General features: G+C 39.6%; 17 protein-coding genes and 1 pseudogene. 14 read left to right on the forward strand and 4 right to left on the reverse strand.

The annotated features are described in order from the left end of the window. Nucleotides 1-383 precede the first annotated feature (383 nt). On the forward strand, nucleotides 384-1,673 hold the full coding sequence (locus I6E78_RS17500; RefSeq protein WP_197183007.1) for an alkaline phosphatase: 1,290 nt from the start codon (nucleotides 384-386) through the stop codon (nucleotides 1,671-1,673). Nucleotides 1,674-1,764: 91 nt separating this feature from the next. On the opposite strand, the gene I6E78_RS17505 is transcribed toward I6E78_RS17500, so the two are convergent. The 3 genes from I6E78_RS17505 to I6E78_RS17515 all read right to left on the reverse strand — a co-directional run bounded on the left by I6E78_RS17505 (nucleotide 1,765) and on the right by I6E78_RS17515 (nucleotide 4,801). Continuing rightward, complete coding sequence (locus tag I6E78_RS17505) at nucleotides 1,765-2,094, reverse strand: hypothetical protein (RefSeq protein ID WP_197183008.1); 330 nt, start codon at nucleotides 2,092-2,094, stop codon at nucleotides 1,765-1,767. A 76-nt stretch (nucleotides 2,095-2,170) separates the two neighbouring features. Next, nucleotides 2,171-2,875: a tRNA (adenosine(37)-N6)-threonylcarbamoyltransferase complex dimerization subunit type 1 TsaB gene (tsaB, locus tag I6E78_RS17510; protein ID WP_197183009.1), complete on the reverse strand. Its 705-nt coding sequence runs from the start codon at nucleotides 2,873-2,875 to the stop codon at nucleotides 2,171-2,173. Between the two features lie 9 nt (nucleotides 2,876-2,884). Next, a complete protein-coding gene (locus I6E78_RS17515; protein ID WP_058375083.1) occupies nucleotides 2,885-4,801 on the reverse strand; it encodes an ATP-dependent DNA helicase in 1,917 nt (638 codons plus the stop codon). Between the two features lie 334 nt (nucleotides 4,802-5,135). Between I6E78_RS17515 and I6E78_RS17520 the strand changes: the two genes are divergently transcribed. Further along, nucleotides 5,136-6,431 carry a cation:proton antiporter gene (locus I6E78_RS17520; RefSeq protein ID WP_197183010.1) on the forward strand — a complete coding sequence of 432 codons (1,296 nt, stop codon included), beginning with the start codon at nucleotides 5,136-5,138 and terminating at the stop codon, nucleotides 6,429-6,431. A 108-nt stretch (nucleotides 6,432-6,539) separates the two neighbouring features. Here the strand turns inward: I6E78_RS17520 and I6E78_RS17525 are convergent, their stop codons facing one another. Then, the gene (locus I6E78_RS17525; RefSeq protein WP_011330119.1) at nucleotides 6,540-6,776 is read right to left on the reverse strand and encodes a hypothetical protein; all 237 of its coding nucleotides are present in this window, start codon (nucleotides 6,774-6,776) and stop codon (nucleotides 6,540-6,542) included. 396 nt (nucleotides 6,777-7,172) lie between these two features. Here I6E78_RS17525 and hisG point away from each other — a divergent pair, with 396 nt between their 5' ends. The 12 genes and pseudogenes from hisG (at nucleotide 7,173) to hisIE (ending at nucleotide 22,466) form a co-directional block, all read left to right on the forward strand. Continuing rightward, nucleotides 7,173-8,072 carry an ATP phosphoribosyltransferase gene (hisG, locus tag I6E78_RS17530; protein ID WP_011330118.1) on the forward strand — a complete coding sequence of 300 codons (900 nt, stop codon included), beginning with the start codon at nucleotides 7,173-7,175 and terminating at the stop codon, nucleotides 8,070-8,072. A 5-nt stretch (nucleotides 8,073-8,077) separates the two neighbouring features. Next, nucleotides 8,078-9,379, forward strand: coding sequence for a histidinol dehydrogenase (gene hisD / locus I6E78_RS17535; RefSeq protein WP_197183011.1), 1,302 nt, complete (start codon nucleotides 8,078-8,080; stop codon nucleotides 9,377-9,379). Beyond that, nucleotides 9,369-10,478 (forward strand): histidinol-phosphate transaminase, encoded by a 1,110-nt coding sequence (hisC, locus tag I6E78_RS17540; protein WP_197183012.1) that lies wholly within the window; start codon nucleotides 9,369-9,371, stop codon nucleotides 10,476-10,478. The genes hisD and hisC overlap by 11 nt, the downstream gene beginning before the upstream one ends. Then, on the forward strand, nucleotides 10,475-11,536 hold the full coding sequence (hisB, locus tag I6E78_RS17545; protein WP_192531739.1) for a bifunctional histidinol-phosphatase/imidazoleglycerol-phosphate dehydratase HisB: 1,062 nt from the start codon (nucleotides 10,475-10,477) through the stop codon (nucleotides 11,534-11,536). Before hisC ends, hisB begins: the two co-directional genes overlap by 4 nt. After that, the gene (gene hisH, locus I6E78_RS17550; RefSeq protein WP_197183013.1) at nucleotides 11,533-12,123 is read left to right on the forward strand and encodes an imidazole glycerol phosphate synthase subunit HisH; all 591 of its coding nucleotides are present in this window, start codon (nucleotides 11,533-11,535) and stop codon (nucleotides 12,121-12,123) included. Before hisB ends, hisH begins: the two co-directional genes overlap by 4 nt. Nucleotides 12,124-12,156: 33 nt before the next feature. Next, entirely contained in the window at nucleotides 12,157-12,885 is a 729-nt protein-coding gene (locus tag I6E78_RS17555) for a 1-(5-phosphoribosyl)-5-[(5-phosphoribosylamino)methylideneamino] imidazole-4-carboxamide isomerase (protein ID WP_011330113.1), read from the forward strand. A gap of 562 nt (nucleotides 12,886-13,447) precedes the next feature. After that, nucleotides 13,448-14,515, forward strand: a complete 1,068-nt coding sequence (locus I6E78_RS17560; protein ID WP_197183014.1) for an efflux RND transporter periplasmic adaptor subunit — start codon at nucleotides 13,448-13,450, stop codon at nucleotides 14,513-14,515. A gap of 11 nt (nucleotides 14,516-14,526) precedes the next feature. Next, nucleotides 14,527-17,592 carry an efflux RND transporter permease subunit gene (locus I6E78_RS17565; protein ID WP_011330110.1) on the forward strand — a complete coding sequence of 1,022 codons (3,066 nt, stop codon included), beginning with the start codon at nucleotides 14,527-14,529 and terminating at the stop codon, nucleotides 17,590-17,592. A 235-nt stretch (nucleotides 17,593-17,827) separates the two neighbouring features. After that, nucleotides 17,828-17,983: pseudogene (locus I6E78_RS18925) on the forward strand (SDR family NAD(P)-dependent oxidoreductase); the annotation flags it as partial. A 321-nt stretch (nucleotides 17,984-18,304) separates the two neighbouring features. Then, the gene (locus I6E78_RS17575) at nucleotides 18,305-20,680 is read left to right on the forward strand and encodes a diguanylate cyclase domain-containing protein (protein ID WP_197183015.1); all 2,376 of its coding nucleotides are present in this window, start codon (nucleotides 18,305-18,307) and stop codon (nucleotides 20,678-20,680) included. A 401-nt stretch (nucleotides 20,681-21,081) separates the two neighbouring features. Next, nucleotides 21,082-21,855 carry an imidazole glycerol phosphate synthase subunit HisF gene (gene hisF, locus I6E78_RS17580; RefSeq protein WP_011330107.1) on the forward strand — a complete coding sequence of 258 codons (774 nt, stop codon included), beginning with the start codon at nucleotides 21,082-21,084 and terminating at the stop codon, nucleotides 21,853-21,855. Next, nucleotides 21,852-22,466 carry a bifunctional phosphoribosyl-AMP cyclohydrolase/phosphoribosyl-ATP diphosphatase HisIE gene (hisIE, locus tag I6E78_RS17585; protein WP_197183016.1) on the forward strand — a complete coding sequence of 205 codons (615 nt, stop codon included), beginning with the start codon at nucleotides 21,852-21,854 and terminating at the stop codon, nucleotides 22,464-22,466. The genes hisF and hisIE overlap by 4 nt, the downstream gene beginning before the upstream one ends. The last annotated feature ends 2 nt before the right edge of the window (nucleotides 22,467-22,468 follow it).

Here is a 22,468-nt window from a genome sequence, read left to right on the forward strand (position 1 = left end):
GGTCAGTTGTTTGTAATGTCTCATTGTAAAATCTCTTGCCTGAGAAAAAGCAGTTAGCTTATGAGCAACTGACCACTTAATCTAGCCAAAACAAGTTATGCACTTACAATTTGAATCTAGGAGGTGTTTTTAAATCTATCCTTCAGTAGTTATAGACAATGTAACCTTTAATGATAGGTATTTGCTACCAACTAATTTAAAACAAAGGAGTAATTATAACTAAGCAAGTAAATTAGTTTATGTGAACCTGATTTAATAAAGCTTAAGCGCAATATAACTTTAACACTTTGCTTTAGTCGTTCATCGATATTAATTTATTTATCATATTAACTGTATACAATAACTCCAAGCTATTAAATTAAGTACATTTAAAAGGTACAAATATGAAAAAACAGCTCAGTTTATTGGCGCTTTTATGCAGCGCAACAGGTGCTTATGCAGATTCGGCACCAAAAAATATTATTTATATGATTGGCGATGGTATGGGCCCAGCTTATACAACTGCTTATCGCTACTTTAAAGACGATTCGAACACAAAAGCAATTGAAAGCACTGTATTCGATACTATTTTAACTGGCATGGCACACACCTACCCAGACGATCATACTTATGTTACCGACAGCGCAGCAAGCGCTACAGCGTTAAGCAGCGGCCATAAAAGCTATAACGGTGCTATTGGCGTAGATACCAATAAAAAGCCCGTTAAAACGATGTTAGAAATTGCAAAAGAGCGCGGTATGACCACGGCACTTGTCGCTACTTTGCAAATTAACCACGCCACACCGGCAAGCTTTGCAGCTCATAATGAATCTCGCGGTAACTACGATGAAATTGCTAATGATTACATTGACAATAAAATTGCGGGCAAGCTACCCGTTGATTTAATGCTAGGTGGAGGGACTAAATATTTTATTCGTGAGGACCGTAACTTAATTGAAGAATTTAAAGCCGCTGGTTATCAATACTCCGACGACATTAATAACCTAGGCCAAATTACGCAGCTCCCTGCCATTGGTTTATACGCCGAAAAAGGCCTTCCATACGCAATTGATGAGCACCCCAATCGCCTTGCACGATTAACCACTAAAACACTTGATTTATTAGATGGCCAAAACAAAGAAGGTTTTTTTGTGATGATTGAAGGCAGCCAAATTGATTGGTGTGGCCATGCTAACGATATAGCCTGTGCTATGGCAGAAATGGACGATTTTGCTAAATCGGTCGAAAAAGCAAAAGCATACGTTGATAAAAACCAAGACACGATTTTAATTGTTACCGCAGATCACTCAACAGGTGGTTTAACACTTGGTGCCCACGGACAATACAAGTGGGATACCGAAATAGTTAAAGGCGTTAAAGCCTCGGCTGGTAAATTAACCTCGCTATTAATGGATACCAGTGATTTAAAAACAGTTTGGTCGGCTAATACTAATATTGAGTTTAGTGCTGAGCACCAAATTAAACTTGAGCAAGCTAAAAAAATGGGTAAAAAGCCTTTAAATTTAGCCATTAAAAGTATTATTAACGATGCCAGCTTTACTGGCTGGACAACTGGTGGCCACACAGCAGTTGATGTACAAGTATTTGCCTATGGTAAAGGTAGCGAGCAATTTACGGGCTCACAAAACAATACTGACATTGCCGATAAGCTAATTGCATTTATAGAAAAATAACGTATTAGAAACAATGCACATATAACAAATAAAAAGCCCGATCATCTAATATGTTCGGGCTTTTTATTTTTAAATTTTATATTTGAGTAATTTAAGCGTAAATGTCTACACCAATTAAATCTTGCACTTCAGCACGTCGTTCTAAATTTGCAAATTCGGTATAAGTGGAAATAGCCTTGCTTACTTGTGCTGAGGGTTGGTCGTAAATAGTTTGATTATATTGTGTATTTGCGTCGTTCGCTTTAAAAAACTGATTGGCTAACTCTACGCCTTCACGACTGTTTTTAACATAATCGGTATTCGTTTTTGGCGCAGCAGTATGCTCTAACAAACCTTGTGGTTTATTAGTAACTACTTTAGCAGAGCTAACTCTACCCGGAATATCTCCGGTAAAAAAACCTGAACCAATAGGCAGCGTCATTACGCGTCTCCAATCTTAATCTATTTAAAATTATGATTTAAAAACAACCAATTTGCAAATACTCGTTATTTAATTTTCACTCTCGACCTGGAAGCTTTTTCCAAGTAACAGTATCGCGTACATATTTAGGCTGTGCATCGCTTGCTTTTACAACGTTACCTGCTAAAAAGCCTGCTTCTACAAATGCTAGCATGTAGCGTGCATCAGGCAGTGTGATCTCGCTATTTATAGCTACGTTATTAAAATCATTCAACGCATCAGGGTATGTTTTAAACCCTGTACCTACAGCAACCGATTGTGGTGCACTATTGGCTATATAATCTTGATTTAACAACTCAGGTTTAATTACGCATTCTTGATTAACTAATTGCATTAAGCCGTTTTGTGCTTGGTAATGCGCAAAGTAAATCTCTCCCATGCGGGCGTCAATACTGGGATAAACACTTTCATGGCCGTGTTGCTCAAACGCTTGTTGCGCCATAATAGCTAATGTAGATACCCCTACAAGTGGCAATTTAGTTGAATATGCTAAGCCTTGTGCAATAGCTACACTAATACGTACTCCCGTAAAACTACCTGGACCTTGACCAAAGCCAATTACGTCTAAGTCTTTTAATTTACAGTTTGCGCTGGTTAATAGCTGATCTATTAATGGCAGTATTTTTTGACTATGCTGCTGCGGGCATTCTTCAAAATGATGAAATGTTTGCCCCTTAAAATGTAAAACAATTGATAGCGCTTCGGTAGACGCATCAAGGGCAAGAATATTACTTTTGATCATTTTATTACTCTAATTAATTTGTTGTAAAAATTTATTGGCATCTTCTAAGCTTCGCGTGCGGCGCATTGGCGGTAAGCTCTTTAAAAATACTTGCCCGTACTGGCGTGTAACTAAGCGATTATCGCATATTACAAGTACGCCTTTGTCTTTACTGTCGCGTATTAACCGCCCTACTCCTTGCTTAAGCGCAATAACTGCTTGTGGTAATTGTATATGTGCAAAGGGGTCTTTTCCTTGCATTTGGCAGTCTTGCATTTTAGCTTGTAGTAAAGGGTCATCTGGTGCGGCAAATGGAAGCTTATCAATAATAACACAGCTTAGTGTACTGCCGCGTACATCAACCCCTTCCCAAAATGAAGCCGTCCCTAATAGCACTGCGTTACCATGACGGGTAAACTTTTCTAAAATAATACGTTTCGACATTTGTCCTTGCATATAAACTGGGTAGTCTATTTGCGTAGTAAGCCCTTCGGCTACTAAATGCATCATACGGTAACTTGTAAAAAGCACAAAACAGCGTCCTTTAGCCGACTTAATCAGTTCCAGCGTTAATTTTACAATTGCGTGGGGCATATTGTCTGCGTGCGACTCAGGTAAGTAACGCGGCAAACACAGCAGTGCTTGGTTTGGATAATCAAACGGGCTATCTACCATCATGCTTTGTTTGGGTGTTAGTCCAAGGCTGGCGTTAAAGTGGCTAAGCTGATTATCGACGGACAATGTAGCCGAGGTAAATACAAACCCTGCGCCTGTATCGGCCATCATTTTAGCAAATTTAACTGATACATTTAATGGCGTTATATTAATAGTTAAATAACGGCGGGTGGTTTCATACCAATAACTAAAACCTGTTTGTGTGGTATCGAATACCCGCTCCAACTGGCCTTTAAATGCCAGTGCACGTTCAAACGGGTGCTCTATTTTATCGCTTCTGTCTAAGCAAAGTTTTAATACCTGATAAACAAAGTCTAGGTCGCTAATAACCCGATGCAACGCGGCGCAAATTTGCTTATCGCTGAGCTTGGCGCGCCAATCACCACGGCTGCCATCAACACCAAACTGCAGGCGTAAATCGGCAACACTGGTTTCGAGTTTATTTAAGCTTTTACCTAGCTGCAGCATGTCAGGGATTTCGGCTCGATAAATGGCGCGTAAATCGTTTATTAAATCCACCAGCTTTTTAGTGCTAACGCTTTCGCCAAAGTAATCACTAGCAATTTCGCTTAATTGGTGTGCTTCGTCAAATATATAAGCATCTGCTGTGGGCATCAGCTCTGCAAAACCACTGTCTTTTACCGCCATATCAGCAAAAAATAAATGATGGTTAATTACCACTATATCGGCATCAGCCGCATTTAAGCGTGCTTTTCTTATATAACAAGCTTGAAAGTCGGGGCATTCTTTGCCTAAACAGTTGTCTGCGGTGGAGTTTACATAAGGTAATACTTTTGCATCGTCTTCTATACCAATACAGTCGGCTAAGTCGCCTGACTGTGTTTCGCTGGCAAACTTAGCCACCATAGCTAATTGGTGCATTACATCAGAATCGTCGGTAGGTACATGAGCCACATGCTGATTAAGTCGATAAGTACATAAGTAGTTTGCTCGGCCTTTTAATAATGCCGTTTTTTTAGAAGCACTTAACGCTTTTACGAGTTGAGGTAAGTCGCGATGATATAACTGCTCTTGCAGGGCTTTAGAGCCCGTAGATATGATGGTTTTACCTTTTGATTTAAGCGCGGGGGCTAAGTAGGCAAAGGTTTTTCCTGTGCCCGTACCGGCTTCAACTACTAGTTGTGAGCTGTTTTTTAACGCATCAGCAACGGCAACGGCCATATCTATTTGTGGCTGTCGTGGTGTATACCCATCTAAAGATAACGCCAAAGGCCCGGTTGCACTAAACAGCTGTTTGATAATACCAATCACTTTACAATAAATAATAGCGCGATTTTACGTAAGCTAACCACCAAGGGCAAGTAATTACAAAGTAGTTTTACTTTTATGACGCTATTTATAAAATAAAATCTTCATTTTAATTATTCATCCTAAATTACCAAGACACGTTATTACTAACTTAGCTTTAAAGTTATGACAACACTATTAACAATGGCTCATTTACTATTAACCAGTTGCGATAGTAAAGTTAAATTAAACGCCTAATTCGCCTATAAATATTGTGACACTATAATATGACAGGAGTACCATAGCAGCCTTGAAACTCGCTTTTTGTGTGTCGCTTATAATTAATTAAGGTTAATCGATGAATGCTTGGTACCTCATTTGCTTTCTTTCTGCACTTGCTATTTTTATTGCATTTGCAAATCAATATATTCTTAAAATGCAAACCACTATTGCCATTACCACAGGCTCGGTTGTCATTTCATTATTGTTGATCATTGCCGTTAAGCTTTTGGGCGATCAAAACGCGTTAGCTATGACCCAAATTGTCTCGAGTATTAACTTTAATGAGTTACTTCTTAAAGGCATGCTAGGCTTTTTGTTGTTTGCCGGCGCACTGGAAATTAACCTGCAAGCTCTTAAAAAACAACGCTGGGAAATAACCGTTTTAGTCTTGTTTTCTACCTTGGTTTCTACTTTTATAGTTGGCTATTTAAGTTTTTACTTATTTGCTGCCTTTGGCTGGCCAGTGCCTTTTATATACTGTTTATTATTTGGTGCATTAATTAGCCCCACCGACCCAATTGCAGTACTGGCTATCATTAAGCAAATGCGTGCACCTGAGGGTATTTCGGTACAAGTTGAGGGCGAATCGCTTTTTAACGATGGGATTGGTTTAGTTATATTTACCACTATTTTTTCAGTAGCCTTTTATGGTACCGATGCAAACTTTAAAGATATAGCCGAGCTGTTTTTTGTTGATGCCCTTGGTGGTATAGCGTTTGGCTTGGCTATTGCACTGGTTGGCCACTTTTTAATTATTAATAGTCGCGACGTAAATATTCGCTTACTGATCACCCTTACTATCCCAAGCGCAGGATTTGCAGCGGCTAATTTATGGGAAATATCGGGCGCGCTTGCTATGGTAACCAGCGGTATTTTGTTAGGTAATATTACTCGCTCTAAAGCCACTGAACGCACCGGGCCCGATGATACCCGTTATGTAAAAGACTTTTGGCATGCCACTGACAGCTTTTTAAATGCGCTACTGTTTTTAATTATTGGCATGCTCATAGTGACCATGCCCATTACGCTAAGTGAAATTGGCGTAGGCTTGCTGATGATACCTGCTGTGCTTATAGCCCGTTTTATTAGTGTAGGTGTCCCTTTTGTATTGTTTAAACAATTTAGAAGTTACGACAAGCATAGCGTTAAAATATTAACCTGGGGCGGATTAAGAGGTGGCTTAGCATTAGCCATGGCAGCGGCCATACCCCGTGAAGAAGTTTTTATTGGCGGCTCTGATTTACATAACCTAATTGTAATTGTGACCTATGTAGTGGTGATTTTTTCAATTATTATTCAAGGTTTAACTATTTCACCACTTATTCACAGCAGTATTGCATCTGCAGAGCAAACTAAAAAAACGGCTAATTAAGCTATTACTTTGCTGCGGTTAACTGGTTATATACATGATCAAATAGCGCCTACTTTGGGGCGTATTTGATCTGTTTTGTAGCTGCGCTTAATAACGCAGCTTAACAACTTATGCCCATGTATCTAGGTGCGGCGTACCGTCTTCATCTTTTTTAATACCCGAGTTATCGGTGTTTTCGTTGATAAGTGAAAGCTTTTGTTTTTTTTCTAACTCACGTTTTTTACGTTCGTCTAATGCGACTTTGTCAGTACTCGCACCTTGTTTTACGCCCGCAATATAAAAAGCCCCTTTAGGCTCGAGCGCTAAACGCGTAATTGGCCCTAAGTAGGGGATCATAATATCCATACATCCTCCTTCAATACCAAAATCAATTTATGGTATGAGCTTTTAAAGCTTAAGTTAATATACATTAATCCTAGTTTATATCGGCGGTTATAACATATTCTTTAATTATGCAAAAAAAGGCTTGCCATATTATGCTGCTTTATGTTTTTATAATACGCACAAATCGAGATACATAACAACACACGTTAACTATATAAACGTTTGTTAAATAGGACAATAAAATGCGCTTAAACCTGACATCAGTACATCACCACCATTCATCGGAATAACCTGTCAGGTCTTTCGCTGAGAGGTTATTCCTAAAAGGAACCTCTGGCGAGTCATACAAATTGATTCATTTTCGCCCTGAGGTTCCGCCTCGGGGTTTTTAGTTTTTAAATTAAAGGAAAATGAATAATGAACAACAGTAATCGTCTACGTATCGCCATCCAAAAGGGCGGCCGCCTTTCAAAAGATTGCCAAGAGCTACTTAAACAGCTAGGTATCAAACTTAACCTTCGTGAACAACGCTTAATTGCACACTCAACTAATATGCCAATTGATGTATTACGTGTGCGCGATGACGACATTCCAGGCTTAGTAATGGAAGGCGTATGTGATTTAGGTATAGTGGGTGAAAACGTACTAGTAGAAGTGCAAGCTGAGCGTTTACGCCAAGGCATCCCAAGCGAAGTAACTAAACTGTCTAAACTAGACTTTGGTTACTGCCGCCTAGCACTAGCGTGGCCACAAGAGCTTGGTAAGCAAGACAAGAGCTGGTTTGAAGGCAAGCGCATTGCTACCACCTACCCTGAAATTTTAAAACAGTACTTAAAACGCGAAGGCATTAACGCCAGCACGGTTATGCTTACCGGCTCGGTTGAAGTAGCGCCACGTGCAGGCCTTGCTGATGCAATTTGTGATTTGGTTTCTACTGGCGCAACGCTTGAAGCGAATGGATTAATGCAAGGCGATACTATTTTAGAATCAAACGCTTGTTTAATTCAAAATAAAGACCTACAAGATACCGATAAATTAGCACTTATTAATAAGCTTATGCCGCGCCTACGTGGTGTTAGACAAGCTAAAGAAAGCAAATACATTATGCTACACGCGCCAAAAAATAAGCTTGAAGAAATTTGCGAAATTTTGCCTGGCTCTGGTCAACCTACCCTACTTGCCCTTGCCGGTAGTGATGATTATGTAGCACTGCACATGGTAAGCAGCGAAACTTTATTTTGGGAAACCATGGAGCAGCTAAAAGCCTTAGGTGCTAACTCAATTTTAGTTATGCCTATTGAAAAAATGATGGAGTAAGTAACATGCTTCGTTGGAATGAGGAATCTTCACAAGCACAAGCAGCGGCGCTAACACGCCCTGCGGTTTCGGCCAGCGCTAAGGTTGAAGCTATATGTAAAACTATTTTAGCTAAAGTAAAAGAGCAAGGCGACGACGCTTTGCTGGACATGGCTAAAGAGTTTGATAATAGAGCGAATCCACGTTTACGTGTGCCGCTTGATGAAATAAACGCATCTGAGCAGGCGCTCAGTGCAGAGCTTAAGTATGCCATTGATACCGCTTATGCAAATGTAAAATGTTTTCATGAAGCGCAATTACCTAAAGATATTAAATTATCGACCCAACCGGGCGTTGTGTGTGAACTGAAATATCAAGCCATCGAAGCTGTTGGTATATATGTACCCGGTGGCAGTGCACCGCTGCCATCATCGGTTATTATGCAAGGTGTATTAGCCCAATTAAGCGGTGCAAAAACCGTTGTACTTGCTACCCCCGTACAAGGCGATAAAGCCATTAACCCCGCTATTTTATACGCAGCAAAATTATGCGGCATTACCACGCTAATAGAAAGTGGTGGCGCAGGCGCAATTGCAGCAATGGCTTATGGCACAGAGTCAGTGCCTAAAGTGAATAAAATTTTTGGCCCAGGTAATAGCTTTGTCACTATGGCTAAGCAACTTGTGGCGCAAACTGTACCTGGCATGGCCATTGATATGCCTGCAGGCCCATCTGAAGTATTAGTTATTGCAGATGAACGTGCAAACCCAGAATTTATAGCCGCCGATTTACTCTCACAAGCAGAGCACGGTGCTGACTCGCAAGTTATTTTATTATGTAACAGCGAAAGTATTATAGAGCAAACTCAGCAGGCGCTTACTCGCCAACTTGCTAAATTAAGCCGCAAAGAAACCGCCGAGCAAGCCTTGGCTAACTCGTCACTTATTTTAGTTGACTCAATCGCACAAGCGTTTGACGTATCAGCGCAGTACGGCCCTGAGCACTTAATTTTGCAACTAGCAGACTCCACACCCTACCTAAATAAAGTTAAAAATGCGGGCTCAGTATTTGTGGGCGATTATACACCTGAATCGGCAGGCGATTATGCATCAGGTACTAATCACGTATTGCCAACCTATGGTTATAGCGCAAGCTATTCTAGCTTGAACTTACTTGATTTTTTTCGCACCTACACAGTGCAAACAATTACTAAAAGTGGTTTAACCCAGCTGTCAAAAGCTATTTTACCCCTTGCAAATGCCGAGGGCCTTGATGCTCACGCAAATGCGGTTTCAATTCGCTTAGAGGCAATTAAAAATGAGCAATGAGAGCACGCAAGCTAATAACTTATTACCAGCAAATATTGCAGCGCTTGCTGCTTACAGCTCAGCTAAAAGTGAAAAGTTAAGCGGCACAACTTGGTTAAATGCCAACGAAAGTCCGTATGCTAAAACCATCCAGCTGAGTGCTGAAGATTTAAACCGCTATCCAGATCCACAACCACAACTGGTTATTGATCGCTACGCGGCGTATGCAGAGCTTGAAAGCGAAAACGTGCTAATGACCCGTGGTGCCGACGAAGGCATAGAGCTTTTAGTGCGAACATACTGCGAAAGCGCAAAAGACAGCATTGCGCTATTTTTGCCAACTTACGGCATGTATAAAGTCACTGCCGATACACACAATGTCGCCATTAACGCACTAACACAAGCGCTATTATTAAATGGCAGGGTTGATGAAATAGTAGATGCGGTTGGCAGCTCAAAATTGGTATTTATTTGTAACCCAAATAACCCCACAGGCAGCTTAACCCCACTTGATAAAGTGACAGCAATTGCAACAGCACTTACAGATAAAGCATTGGTTATTGTTGATGAAGCCTATATAGAATTTTGCCCAGAGCAAAGCGCTACAAAATTAATAAACCAATTTAGTAATGTAGTGGTGCTACGTACCCTTTCAAAAGCATTTGCACTGGCAGGCCTTAGAACCGGTTTTACGCTTGCACAAGCAGCAACTCTTGCGCCAATTCGTAAAGTAATAGCGCCGTATCCGGTATCTGGCGTAGTAGCAAGTATTGCAGCGCAAGCAATTGCTCCCGATGCAATTACCTCAATGCGCCGCCAAGTGATTATTTTAAACGCTTTAAAAGCTAAACTTGTACAGTGGCTAAGTGAATCGCCTGCTGTATTAAAAATTCTCACTGGTGAAGGTAACTTTGTTACTTTAAAGTTAGCCGATAAAAACTATTTTAAAATCGCACTTGAGCAAGGTTTGGTTATGCGCGCTTTTACCTTATATGGTGAAAGCGACTGGCTACGCATTTCAATTGGTAGCGAACAAGAACTTAAACAAGTAAAAATTTGGCTTGATGGCCTAGCATTGCCAACAGCCTCAGCAATTTCAGCACAACAGGAAGTATCATGAGTAACCCCTATTTATTTATTGACCGCGACGGCACCATAATTGAAGAGCCAATTACCGATAAACAGGTAGACAGCCTTGAAAAGCTGGCGTTTTTACCCGGTGTAATGCCCGCATTATTACAATTACAAGCAGCAGGCTATCGCTTAGTAATGGTATCTAACCAAGATGGTTTAGGCACCGACAGCTTTCCTACACAGGATTTTGATCTAGCCCAAGACAAAATGATGGACATACTACAAAGCCAAGGCATTAACTTTGACGAGGTATTAATTTGCCCACACTTTGACGAGCAAAACTGCGATTGCCGTAAACCTAAAACAGGTTTACTTACCGAGCTAATGCGCTCAGGCAAAGTAGATTTAGCGCGCTCTTTTGTAATTGGCGACCGTGAAACTGATATAGGCCTGGCGCAAAATTTATGTTGCGAAGGTATTTTGTACGATGGCGATTGGAGTGCAATAGTTACTAAACTAACTACCGCAAACCGCGAGGGCCGCGTTACACGTAATACCAAAGAAACTCAAATAGATGTAGCAATAAACTTAGATCAAACTAAAAACGGCAGTATAGATACCGGCCTTGGCTTTTTTGATCATATGCTTGATCAAATTCGCACCCACGCGAATATTGGTTTAAACATTAAAGCCAAAGGCGATTTGCACATAGACGAGCACCACCTTGTTGAAGACATAGGTATTGCTCTAGGTGTTGCACTTAAACAAGCCTTAGGCACTAAATCGCAAATTGCTCGCTATGGTTTTGCCCTGCCAATGGATGAATGTAAAGCCGAAGCACAAATTGATTTATCGGGGCGTGCTTCGTTTGTACTTAACGCTAATTTTAGCCGCGAAAAAGCAGGCGATTTAGATGTACAAATGGTTGAGCATTTTTTCAAAAGCTTAAGCGATAACGCCGCAATTAGCCTAATTTTATCGGTAAGCGACGGTAACTGCCATCATCAAGTAGAGGGTTTATTTAAAGCTTTTTCTCGCGCACTGCGCATGGCAATAGCGCAAGATATTAGCCAGCAAACTGCTAGCTCTAAAGGGTGTTTATGATTGCGATAATAAATACCGGATGCGCTAATATAAACTCAGTGCGTTTTGCCTTTGAACGTTTAGGACAAACGCCAACTGTAATTACCTCTCCAGAGCAGTTAGCGGGTTTTGAGCGCGCTATATTACCCGGTGTTGGCCATGCTTCGGTTGCCATGAAACGCTTAGTAGATAACGGTTGGCAACACGCTATAAACGAATACCAGCGCCCGCTAATGGGTATTTGCTTAGGTATGCAGTTACTGTGCGAAAGCACCGAAGAAGGTAACGTGCAGTGCTTAGGTAAAATACCTGGGCATGTAACAGCGCTTGATGTAGGTCAACTTACGTCACCGCATATGGGCTGGAACAATTTAACCATAAATAAAGAGCATGCCTTAACAAAAGGACTAACACCCGACGAGCAAGTGTACTTTGTACACAGCTTTGCGCACACGGTAAACAACGCCACATTAGTAAGCGGCGAGTATGGACAACATTTTTCGGCCATAGTGGCCAAAGATAACTATGCCGGCATGCAGTTTCACCCAGAGCGCAGCGCTAAAATAGGCGCGCGTTTATTACAAAATTTTGTTGATTGGCAGTTGTAGACTGCCCCTCATCTATTAATAAAGAGACACACTGTGATTATTCCAGCATTAGACGTATTACAAAATCAAATTGTGCGCTTATACCAAGGCAAATACGAGACTGTACAGTTTTACCCATTCGAGTTAGGCGCGCGTTTAAAAGAATACGCCGACAGCGGCGCAGGTAAACTTCACTTAGTTGATTTAGAAGGTGCCCGCGATCCAAGTAAAAAACAGTGGCAACACATTCAAGCGGCTACAAAAGCACTTAATGTGCCGTATCAAGTTGGCGGTGGCATTCGCTGTGAGCAAGATGTAAGTGATTGGCTAAAAGCCGGCGCAAACCAAGTGGTTATTGGCTCAATGGCGGTTGAAAAACGCGAACAAGTTAAAGCCTGGATTGAGCAGTTTGGCGCAGAGCACTTTGTTATTGCCCTTGATGTAAATAAAACAGCCACTGGCTGGGCTCCGGCAACCCATGGTTGGCTAACTGAATCTGAGTTTGGTTTACTTGAGCTAGTAGATTTTTATGCTAACTTAGGTGTTATCGATTTTTTATGTACGGACATCAGCAAGGATGGCACCATGACCGGCCCATCGTTCGCGCTGTACGAGGATTTAATTAAGCATAACTCAACTATTAAAGTACAAGCATCTGGTGGCGTAAGCTCACTTGATGACATTAAAAAGCTCAAAGAGTTGGGTATTGGCGGTATTATTTTAGGTAAATCACTGCTCGATGGCGCCTTTAGTGTGGAAGAAGCACTAGCAGTAACACGCTAAGAATCTAATATATATACAAAAAAGCACAGTACCTATACTGTGCTTTTATTCATTAACTTAATTATTAAGCAACACCTCAAGTAAAACCCTTAACCTAGCCTCATACAGTACTTAAAGTAGCCCTAGCAATATAGTAAGCTCTTTCAAACTCGCAATTTTGCAACATAATATACTTACCTGTATCACTGAGTTACACAATCACACAAACAAAAACATTAACGCACAGATATATTAACGCATTGAATTTACAATGATATTCTTAATAATATGCGCTAAAGTATACTCTTTGTATAACAAATATTAAGTTAACATTATAATAACAATTATAATTGCAGTATTTGGCTTTATAGCGTTTACTTCTAATAACAGCATAACAATACAGAATTACACTCAATCGATTTGGTATAATTATTCATAAGTCGTTGGGAAAGTTAATAAAAGCAATGGTGATACTCCTTATAAGTAATAAGGTTATCAAGCTTATTAATAGTTACACAGTTTGTTGTAGGTTTACCGGTTTATATAGTTTAAGCGTACCTGATTTTTATAAAAGGCATAAAATATGAATATAAAACACGTAGTAAAAAATCGATATACGCTATGCATTGCATTAGCAGTACTACTGTCGGGCTGCTCTGAGCCTGAGGTAGATACAAAAATTGAAAAGGCCCCAAAGCCTGTTAAATTAATTACCATTAAAGATACTGCGCAATCAAACATTCTTACTTATCCTGCTACTGTCGATGCGATAAAAAGCGCAAAGTTGGCATTTCAAGTTGGCGGTAAAATAGACAAACTCAATGTTATTGCAGCGCAATCCGTATTAAAAGGTGACGAACTGGCATCGTTAGAAAAGCGTAACTTTATTAACGAAGTAAACTCTACAAAAATACAGTATGAAACAGCTAATAATGACTTTAATCGCGGAATTAAGCTCTCTAAAGATGGCGTAATTTCGGCTAGAGATATAGAGCAGCTAAAATCAAAAAAAGAAGTTGCTCAATCTCGCTATGACTCAGCAAAAAAAGCACTGACAGACAGTACTTTAGTTGCCCCTTATGATGCAATTGTAGCCGCTGTACCAGTAGAGGCGCTTGAGAATGTAAATGCAGGCCAGCATATAGTTACTTTATTTGGTAAAGGCGAAATGGAAGTGGTTGTTAATATTCCATCTTCTATTGTTGCCACCGTTGACTCGCGTACAGGCAGCCGTGCCTTTGTACTTTTAGAATCAGCTGCTAATACTCCTATTCCTGCTACATTTCGTCGCGCTAATTTAGAAGCTGATACGTCTAGCCAAACTTATGAAGTTAGGTTTTCATTTGCTGTACCGCAAAACCTAAATATTTTACCCGGCATGAATGCCAGTTTACGTATCGAATTTGATAATAAGTCGACTACAAATGAAATTACTCTGCCTACATTTGCTATTTTTGAAGAAAATGGCCAGCACTATGTATGGACAGTAAGTGAATCTATGATCGTGAGTAAAACGGTTGTCACCTTAGTAAACGGTATTGGTGAAGAACTAGTTGTTACCAGTGGTATAAAAGCCGGCGATGTAATTGTTGGTGCCGGTGCAAATTATGTAACCGATGGTATGAAAGTACGCGCTTGGACTAAGTCATAGGAGCTTGAGTAATGGATTTAGCAAAGTGGACTATTAATAACAAACTAATTAGTACCATAATTATTATACTGACGTTAGGCTTTGGCTTCTCTTCATATAAAAACATGGCACGATTTGAAGACCCTGAATTTATAATTCGTACCGCACAAGTGTTTGTTCCTTACTCTGGTGCGAGCCCTTTAGAGGTAGCCCGAGAAGTAACTGAGCCTTTAGAACGTGCTATTCAAGAATTGCAGGAAATTGATACCATATCGTCTACCTCTTCATCGGGTATGTCTGAGATAAAAGTTGAGATTAAATCGGAGTTTTCGCCGACAAAGTCTGAGCTACAGATTATATGGACCAAACTAAGAAATAAAATTAATGATGCTCGCCCTTCCCTTCCACCAGGTACAGGTACGCCACAAATATTTGACGATTTTGGTGATGTATATGGTTTAAGCTATTTAATTACAGCCGAGGGTTACTCTCCTGATGAGCTGCATGCCTACGCTAAAAACTTACAAAGTGATATTTTACAGGTTAAAGGCGTTGCTAAAGTAGCTATGACCGGTGTTCAGCAAGAAGGTATTTTTGTTGAAATAGCCCGTGAAGATTTGGCCACTTTAGGTAGCTCAATCAGTAATATTTATTCAATTTTAGATAAGCAAAATACAGTAATAAGTGCCGGTAATACGCAAATTGGTGATCAACGTATTTTTATAGATCCCACCGGCTCTATTAATTCTATTGAAACAATACAAAACCTATTAGTGAGCGCCACCAATGACGGTAAAGCTATATATTTAAAAGATATTGCTAATGTATATCGTGGTTTTCAAAGCCCAGCAACTAAACTTGTACGTTACAACGGGCAACCGGCAATTTCTTTAGGGGTTGCCAGTGTGCTTGGTACTAACGTTGTTAAAGTGTTTGAGCGCGTAGATGAGCGCGTTAAACAAGCTGAAAACGTGAGACCCATTGGTATAACAGTGCATGAATATTATCATCAAGGTAAGGTTGTTCAGGCATCGGTAGATAACTTTGTAGTAAATGTAATTGTGGCATTAATTATTGTTGTTGTTACTTTACTTGTGTTTATGGGGCTGCGCTCTGGGCTTGTTATTGGCGCAGTATTACTACTGACTATTTTTGCCACACTAGCAACCATGGATTTTAGCGGCATACCCATGCACCGAATTTCACTTGGGGCATTAATTATTGCTTTAGGGATGATGGTTGATAATGCCATTGTTGTCACCGAGGGAATACTGGTTGGTACTAAACAAGGGCGCAAAAAGCTAGAAATAGCATCTGAAGTTGTAAAGCAAACAAGGTGGCCCTTATTAGGCGGCACTTTGGTAGGTATTGTGGCCTTTGCACCTATAGGTTTAGCACCGGGTGATACTGCCGAATTTACTGGGCATTTATTTTGGGTTATTTTAATTTCTTTACTTTACAGTTGGTTATTTGCAATTACCCTAACGCCACTATTTTGTTTTTGCTTGTTTAAAGAACAAGATAAAGACACCTCTACAACAGCTAAGCCTAATATGATTATGGCGGCTTATCAATCCATTGTTGTTAGCTCGCTTAATCATCGCTGGTTAACAGTTGCTGTAGTGATATTTACTTTTAGTGCATCAATGTGGGGATTTCAGTTTGTAAAATCTGGGTTTTTCCCAGCCTCTACAACACCACAAATGGTAGTAGATTTTTGGTTACCGCAAGGAACTGATATCGAAAAAACCAAAAAAGATATGATCAAGCTTGAATCCTTTATTCAACAACAAGAGAGTATTGAGGGCGTACAAACCTTAATTGGTGGTGGCGGTTTACGATTTATGCTTATTTATGGAGCAGAATCACCAAACAGTTCTTACGGCCAAATATTAGCTAAAGTAGATGACTATAAAGTGCTTGATACTATGATCCCTAAAGTACAAGCGTATATAGATGACACCTTCCCAGAAGCGCAAGGCAAAGTATGGCGCTTTGTAATGGGACCCGGAGGTGGTTCTAAAATTGAGGCAACATTTAAAGGGCCAGAACCCGCAGTAATTCGTGAGTTAGCCGATAAAGCGAAAGCAATCATGATTGATGACGGCGGTGCACTCTCAATTAAAGATACTTGGCGCCAGCAAGTTAGGGTTATTGAACCGCAATACTCGCCAATTAATGCCCAGCGTGCAGGTGTAACACGCAAAGCAATTGCTGAAGCGTTACAACAAAACTTTTCTGGTAAAACGGTTGGCCAATATAGAGAAGGTGAAGAGTTAATTCCTATTATTGTTAGAGCTCCCCTAAAAGAGCGCTCGAATGTTAATGATATAGGCAACATTCAAATTCCTAGCCAAATCACAGGTAAAACAATCCCATTAGAGCAAGTTACTAATGGATTTAAAACCGTATGGCGTGATGGTATTTTAAAGCGCGAAGATAGAATGTGGACAATTAAGGCTCAAGCCGATCCACTTCCTGGGCAGCTTGCATCTGAATTATTTAATCGAGTAAGGCCACAAATAGAAGCGATTGACTTACCTGCCGGTTACACATTGGAATGGGATGGTGAGTATGGGCAATCAAAAGAGTCAAATGAAATGCTTGCATCAACACTACCACTTGGCCTTTTAGCTATGGTGCTAATTGTAGTGGTGTTATTCAATGCTTTAAAACAACCTATTATTATTTGGCTTGTGGTACCGCTGGCTCTTATAGGCGTGGTATTTGGCTTAGTAACAACACAAACTCCACTTGAGTTTATGGGGATATTAGGATTGCTCTCTTTATCTGGTCTACTCATTAAAAATGCCATTGTATTGGTTGATCAAATGGATATGGAAATTAAGCAAGGTAAACCACGTTATGATGCCATTGTCGATTCGGCTAATAGCCGAGTAAGACCAGTAATGATGGGAACACTAACAACAGTACTTGGGGTAATACCGCTTTATTTTGATGCGTTTTTCCAATCAATGGCGGTTGTATTAGTATTTGGCCTACTCTTTGCTACATTACTAACCTTAATTGTTATACCTGTGCTTTACGCTATTTTTATGGGCGTTAAAAAAGATGAACGCACACCAGTTAATGCCTAAGGTAATAAACTAAATATTGCAAAGTAAATAAAATATACGGCCAGCTAATGTAAAATATTATCTGGCCGCATGCTTTTTTATACCCAACCCACAACATAAAATATCGCTCTATGCTGTTGATAAATAACTAGCTTCATAACTTTAATAAAGTGCCCATCGGCGTACTTGTTAACACTGTTGGCGGCGATGGTACAGGTAAATAAAACCCTTACGACATTAAAGTAGCCAATTTAAACGCGTATTTGATATGAATGTGTTTACCATGTGCCGACTTTGTCAATTAGTGGCTCCTCACATGAAAAATAGCGATTATGGCAGCATAATTAATATCTCTTCTATGGCGAGCGTTAACAACAGCCCCGCTATTAGCGCCATGGCCCACGCGCTGTAAGTACTGATGCACTTAAAAAGTGCTTACCTCTGAAGTATTAAAATAATGTTACTTCATACTTAAATTATCAATACGTTAAAGCTAACACCATAGTTAATCCAACAAACTCATTTTATATCGCAACTTACTTAACATAACCAACTTGCTTAACTCTATTTCCCCGTTATAAAACCTCTAAAAACCCTCATACTAACGGTACTAAAATAACCCAAAGTAATATTTTTCAGTTAAGCATTTAATGGTCAACACTATATTTGTATACTATACTTAAGTTATTCATAAATAGGCCCTTAGAGCTTATAATCAAGGTGAGGGACCGCATTGACTAATCATTTAACGCTACATTTTGTAACGCCAGAAATGCTCAAAGCAGCGGTGATCACAGCCAAATATGACCCCATACTTGTTTTAGCATCTGTATTTACAGCGGTATTTGCATCTTATATTTCATTTTTACTTTCTGCTCGTATTAAAGGCGCGCAACTTAAAAATGAAAAGCTTTTTTGGACCTTACTGTCATCTTGCTTTTTAGGTGCAGGTATTTGGGCAATGCATTTTGTTGGCATGTTAGCCTACCAACTCCCTATTCCTGTAAGATACAATATACCTATAACACTAGTTTCAATTTTACCCAGTATATTTGCTAGTTATTTTGTTATATCCCCTAATTTAGAGCGTTTTAAACACTTATGGTTTAGAAGTGTACTTATGGGCTTAGGTATTGGCAGTATGCATTACGTAGGTATGATAGCCATGATAATGCCAGCGCATATGGCTTATGAGCCCACTTTGTTTACGTTCTCTGTATTTATTGCCATAGCACTTTCGGGCTTAGCTTTAAAAATAAATGAATTACGCCAAACAACGCAAAATAAACAAAAGCGGGTTAACTTCTTAGCAGCGCTGGTAATGGGCAGTGCTATTTCGGGTATGCATTATATTGGTATGCTCTCTATGTATGTATTTGAATCTAGCCATACAACCTACCTTGCAAATGACAACAGTGCACAACTTGCCCAAGTGATTATATTTGTAGTGCTAGTATTGAGCTTATTTTTAGTAGGCAGTATGGAATTACGCGCCAGAAGCTTGTTATCGGCAAAATTAAAAGCAGTACTAAATACAGTACAAGACGTAGTGATATGTTTCGATCGCCAAGGCATTATCGAATTTGCTAACCCTCCAACCACTAAAGTATTTGGTTTTGATCAACAAGCGTTAATTGGCAAAAACATTGCTATATTGCTGCCAAAAAAGCATGCAAAATTTTATCATTCATTTAATGAAGATCAATCCAACTTTGGAAAAAGCCAATTGTTACAGGGATGCAAAAATTGTGGGCAAGAGTTTCCTATAACAATCGCAATCAACCCTATAAGTGAGCTAACTAACGCCCCTTTAGTAGCTACTATTAAAGATTTAACCGATATTCAAAATCAAGAAGCCTTTACACAAACTATATTTGATACCCTACCTAACATTTTGTTTATTAAAGAAGCTAAGCATCTAAGTTATAGCCATGTAAATAAATCAGCTGAAAAATTACTTGGCAAATCACAAGAACAACTTATAGGATTAAATGACTTTGATATATTCCCAGCAGAGCAAGCAAAATTTTTTGCAAAAGCAGATCGCACAGTATTGAACTCAAACAATTCGATAACAATTAACGAAGAGCCAGTTACCATAAATGGAACAACTCGCTATTTACGTACTCACAAAGTGATTATAAAAGATAATATGGGTAAGGCTAAATTTTTACTTGGTATTGCTGAAGATATTACTGAGCTCAGAGAAGCTAGGATTGAGCTAGATAACTTGCATCATCGAATAGCATTAGCAGCAGATGCGGCTAATATTGGCATATGGGAGTGGAATTTTAAAACCGATGTGCTTATTTGGGATGACTGGATGCACACACTTTATGGCATTAAAAAGGGTACTTTTTCTTGTAACTATGCTCAGTGGTCAAAAACAATTCATCCCGATGATTATGATGATGTTACCAATAGGCTGGCCAAAGCAATAGCAACCAATGAAAAGTTTCATGCTGAGTTTAAAATTATACTGCCCTGTGGAGCAACACGATATATAAACGCCGATGGCCGAGTATATGGTGATAGCATAGTCGGTATTAATTTTGATATTTCAAAGCGCATTATCGCTGAAAAAGAAGTACTAAAACTAGCTCAAACCGATTATTTAACCGGGCTTGCAAACCGTAACACCCTGACAAAGTTTGCTGAATGTGAGTTTGGAAAAGCTAAACAAGCAAACAGTAAAGTGGCATGCTTATATTTTGACTTAGATAAGCTTAAGCCAATAAACGATACTCACGGCCATATAGTTGGCGACTGTGTATTAACCGTAATAGCCGACCGCTTAAAAGATATAACCCGTAAAACTGACTGTATCGCCCGTATTGGCGGGGATGAATTCGTTGTTATAAGCACCAACATTGAAAGCCTAAACCAAATAGAAAAACAAATAACCAGATACTTAAGTGCGATTGAGTTACCTATTGTTTTGCAGCACAACGAACTCTTAGTTACTGTAAGCATTGGCTATGCTATATATCCCGACGAAGCAGCAGACTTAGATGAGTTACTTAACAAAGCGGATAAAAGAATGTATGAACATAAAAGTAAAAAGCATGATCATGCTAATAACAGCCAACCACAAGTCAATTTAAGTTGAGCATTTAATTTTAACAATACATAACTTAAATGAACTGAACTGAACTGAAAAACTCAAATATTCCTACAGCTTCACTATGTATATCCTAAAAAGCGCTAAGTTAGCGGCTGCTTAGAGCCCATTTGTTATAATTTAACACATTAATACAGCATGGAATTAGCATCCGTAAGTTCTCACTTTTTATTATTTATACAACCCTCTAAATAGCTTTAAAAGTAATTAACTATAAGATATTTCGCCTATAAATAACGCTTAGATATATATATACTGTAGGTAATTATTAATATGACTTTTTGCTGACAATAATGTTTTTAGTGTTGTTGTTATTAATGCAAAATATTAACGAAAAGAATAGTAGCTATGACTTTCAAAAATAAACACACTACCTGCGAGACTTTCCCATGTTATCAAAACGCATAATTCCATGTCTCGACGTTAAAGACGGCCAAGTAGTCAAAGGCGTAAAATTTAAAGGCCATGAAGTAGTTGGTGATATTTTAACTATGGCAAAAGCTTACAGCGAGGCCGGTGCAGATGAACTTGTTTTTTACGAAATTAGTGCCAGTGTTGAAAAACGCTTACTCGATGTAAATTGGGTAGAGAGTATTGCCCGTCATATTGATATTCCTTTTTGTGTGGCTGGCGGAATTAAGTCGGTTGCCGATGCAGCTCGCGTACTTGAACGCGGCGCAGACAAAATCAGCATTAACAGCCCTGCTATTGCTCGCCCTGAGCTAATAAAAGAGCTGCACGATGAGTTTGGTAAGCAATGCGTAGTGGTCGGTATAGATAGCTTTTACGATGAAGTGACCGGTGAATACTTAGTGTACCAACTTACTGGCGATCCTAATGCGTCAAGCCGTACCCGTTATAAAACACAAGAATGGGTTAAACGCGTACAAGACTTAGGAGCAGGCGAAATAGTATTAAACTGTATGAACCAAGACGGCGTACGTAACGGTTATGATATTGAGCAATTAAGTAAAATACGCGAACTGTGTAATATTCCTCTTATCGCCTCAGGCGGTGCTGGATCTATGCAAGATTTTGTAGATGTGTTTAAACAAAGTGAAGTTGATGGCGCACTTGCAGCCAGTGTTTTTCATAAAAATGTGATTAACATTGGTGAACTAAAACAATTTTTAACTAATAACCAAGTGGCAGCAAGATTATGATATTAACACTCGACAACCAAACTCAAGTTGATTTCACTAAAAGTGAAATGATCCCTGCTATTATTCAAGATGCACGTTCTGGTGTTATTTTAATGCAAGGCTTCATGAACAGCGAAGCACTAAAGGTGACACTTGAAAGTAACAAGGTAACGTTTTACTCGCGCTCAAAATCGCGTTTGTGGACCAAAGGTGAGTCATCTCAAAACTATTTAAATGTCGTGTCAGTGCATACCGATTGTGATAACGATTCTATTTTGGTACTAGCAAACCCACAAGGCCCAACATGTCATTTAGGTACGCAAAGCTGTTTTGGCGATGATGCAAAACCAAGCCTAAGCTTTTTAGCGCAACTTGAAGATGTTATTGTAGCGCGTAAAAACGACGACCCAGCTAAAAGCTATACAGCGTCTTTGTTTGCAGAAGATTTAAGCCGTAGTTGTCAAAAAGTAGGCGAGGAAGGCGTAGAAGTTGCCCTTGCTGCAATGAAACACGATAACGATGAGCTAACAAACGAGTCTGCTGATTTAATTTATCACCTTACAGTGCTATTACAACGCCAAGGCTTAGCCCTTGAAGACGTAGTTAAATGCTTAATAGGTCGCCACAAGTAAGT

The organism is Pseudoalteromonas sp. NZS127 (assembly GCF_015864805.1).
GTDB lineage: Bacteria > Pseudomonadota > Gammaproteobacteria > Enterobacterales > Alteromonadaceae > Pseudoalteromonas > Pseudoalteromonas nigrifaciens.

Excerpts from the sequence above, each read along its gene's own strand:
- tsaB (WP_197183009.1), bottom strand. The coding sequence starts at position 2,875 with ATGATCAAAAGTAATATTCTTGCCCTTGATGCGTCTACCGAAGCGCTA.
- I6E78_RS17525 (WP_011330119.1), bottom strand. The coding sequence starts at position 6,776 with ATGGATATTATGATCCCCTACTTAGGGCCAATTACGCGTTTAGCGCTC.
- hisF (WP_011330107.1), top strand. The coding sequence starts at position 21,082 with ATGTTATCAAAACGCATAATTCCATGTCTCGACGTTAAAGACGGCCAA.
- I6E78_RS17505 (WP_197183008.1), bottom strand. The coding sequence starts at position 2,094 with ATGACGCTGCCTATTGGTTCAGGTTTTTTTACCGGAGATATTCCGGGT.
- I6E78_RS17560 (WP_197183014.1), top strand. The coding sequence starts at position 13,448 with ATGAATATAAAACACGTAGTAAAAAATCGATATACGCTATGCATTGCA.
- hisG (WP_011330118.1), top strand. The coding sequence starts at position 7,173 with ATGAACAACAGTAATCGTCTACGTATCGCCATCCAAAAGGGCGGCCGC.
- hisB (WP_192531739.1), top strand. The coding sequence starts at position 10,475 with ATGAGTAACCCCTATTTATTTATTGACCGCGACGGCACCATAATTGAA.
- hisIE (WP_197183016.1), top strand. The coding sequence starts at position 21,852 with ATGATATTAACACTCGACAACCAAACTCAAGTTGATTTCACTAAAAGT.
- I6E78_RS17500 (WP_197183007.1), top strand. The coding sequence starts at position 384 with ATGAAAAAACAGCTCAGTTTATTGGCGCTTTTATGCAGCGCAACAGGT.
- I6E78_RS17520 (WP_197183010.1), top strand. The coding sequence starts at position 5,136 with ATGAATGCTTGGTACCTCATTTGCTTTCTTTCTGCACTTGCTATTTTT.
- hisD (WP_197183011.1), top strand. The coding sequence starts at position 8,078 with ATGCTTCGTTGGAATGAGGAATCTTCACAAGCACAAGCAGCGGCGCTA.
- hisH (WP_197183013.1), top strand. The coding sequence starts at position 11,533 with ATGATTGCGATAATAAATACCGGATGCGCTAATATAAACTCAGTGCGT.
- hisC (WP_197183012.1), top strand. The coding sequence starts at position 9,369 with ATGAGCAATGAGAGCACGCAAGCTAATAACTTATTACCAGCAAATATT.
- I6E78_RS17565 (WP_011330110.1), top strand. The coding sequence starts at position 14,527 with ATGGATTTAGCAAAGTGGACTATTAATAACAAACTAATTAGTACCATA.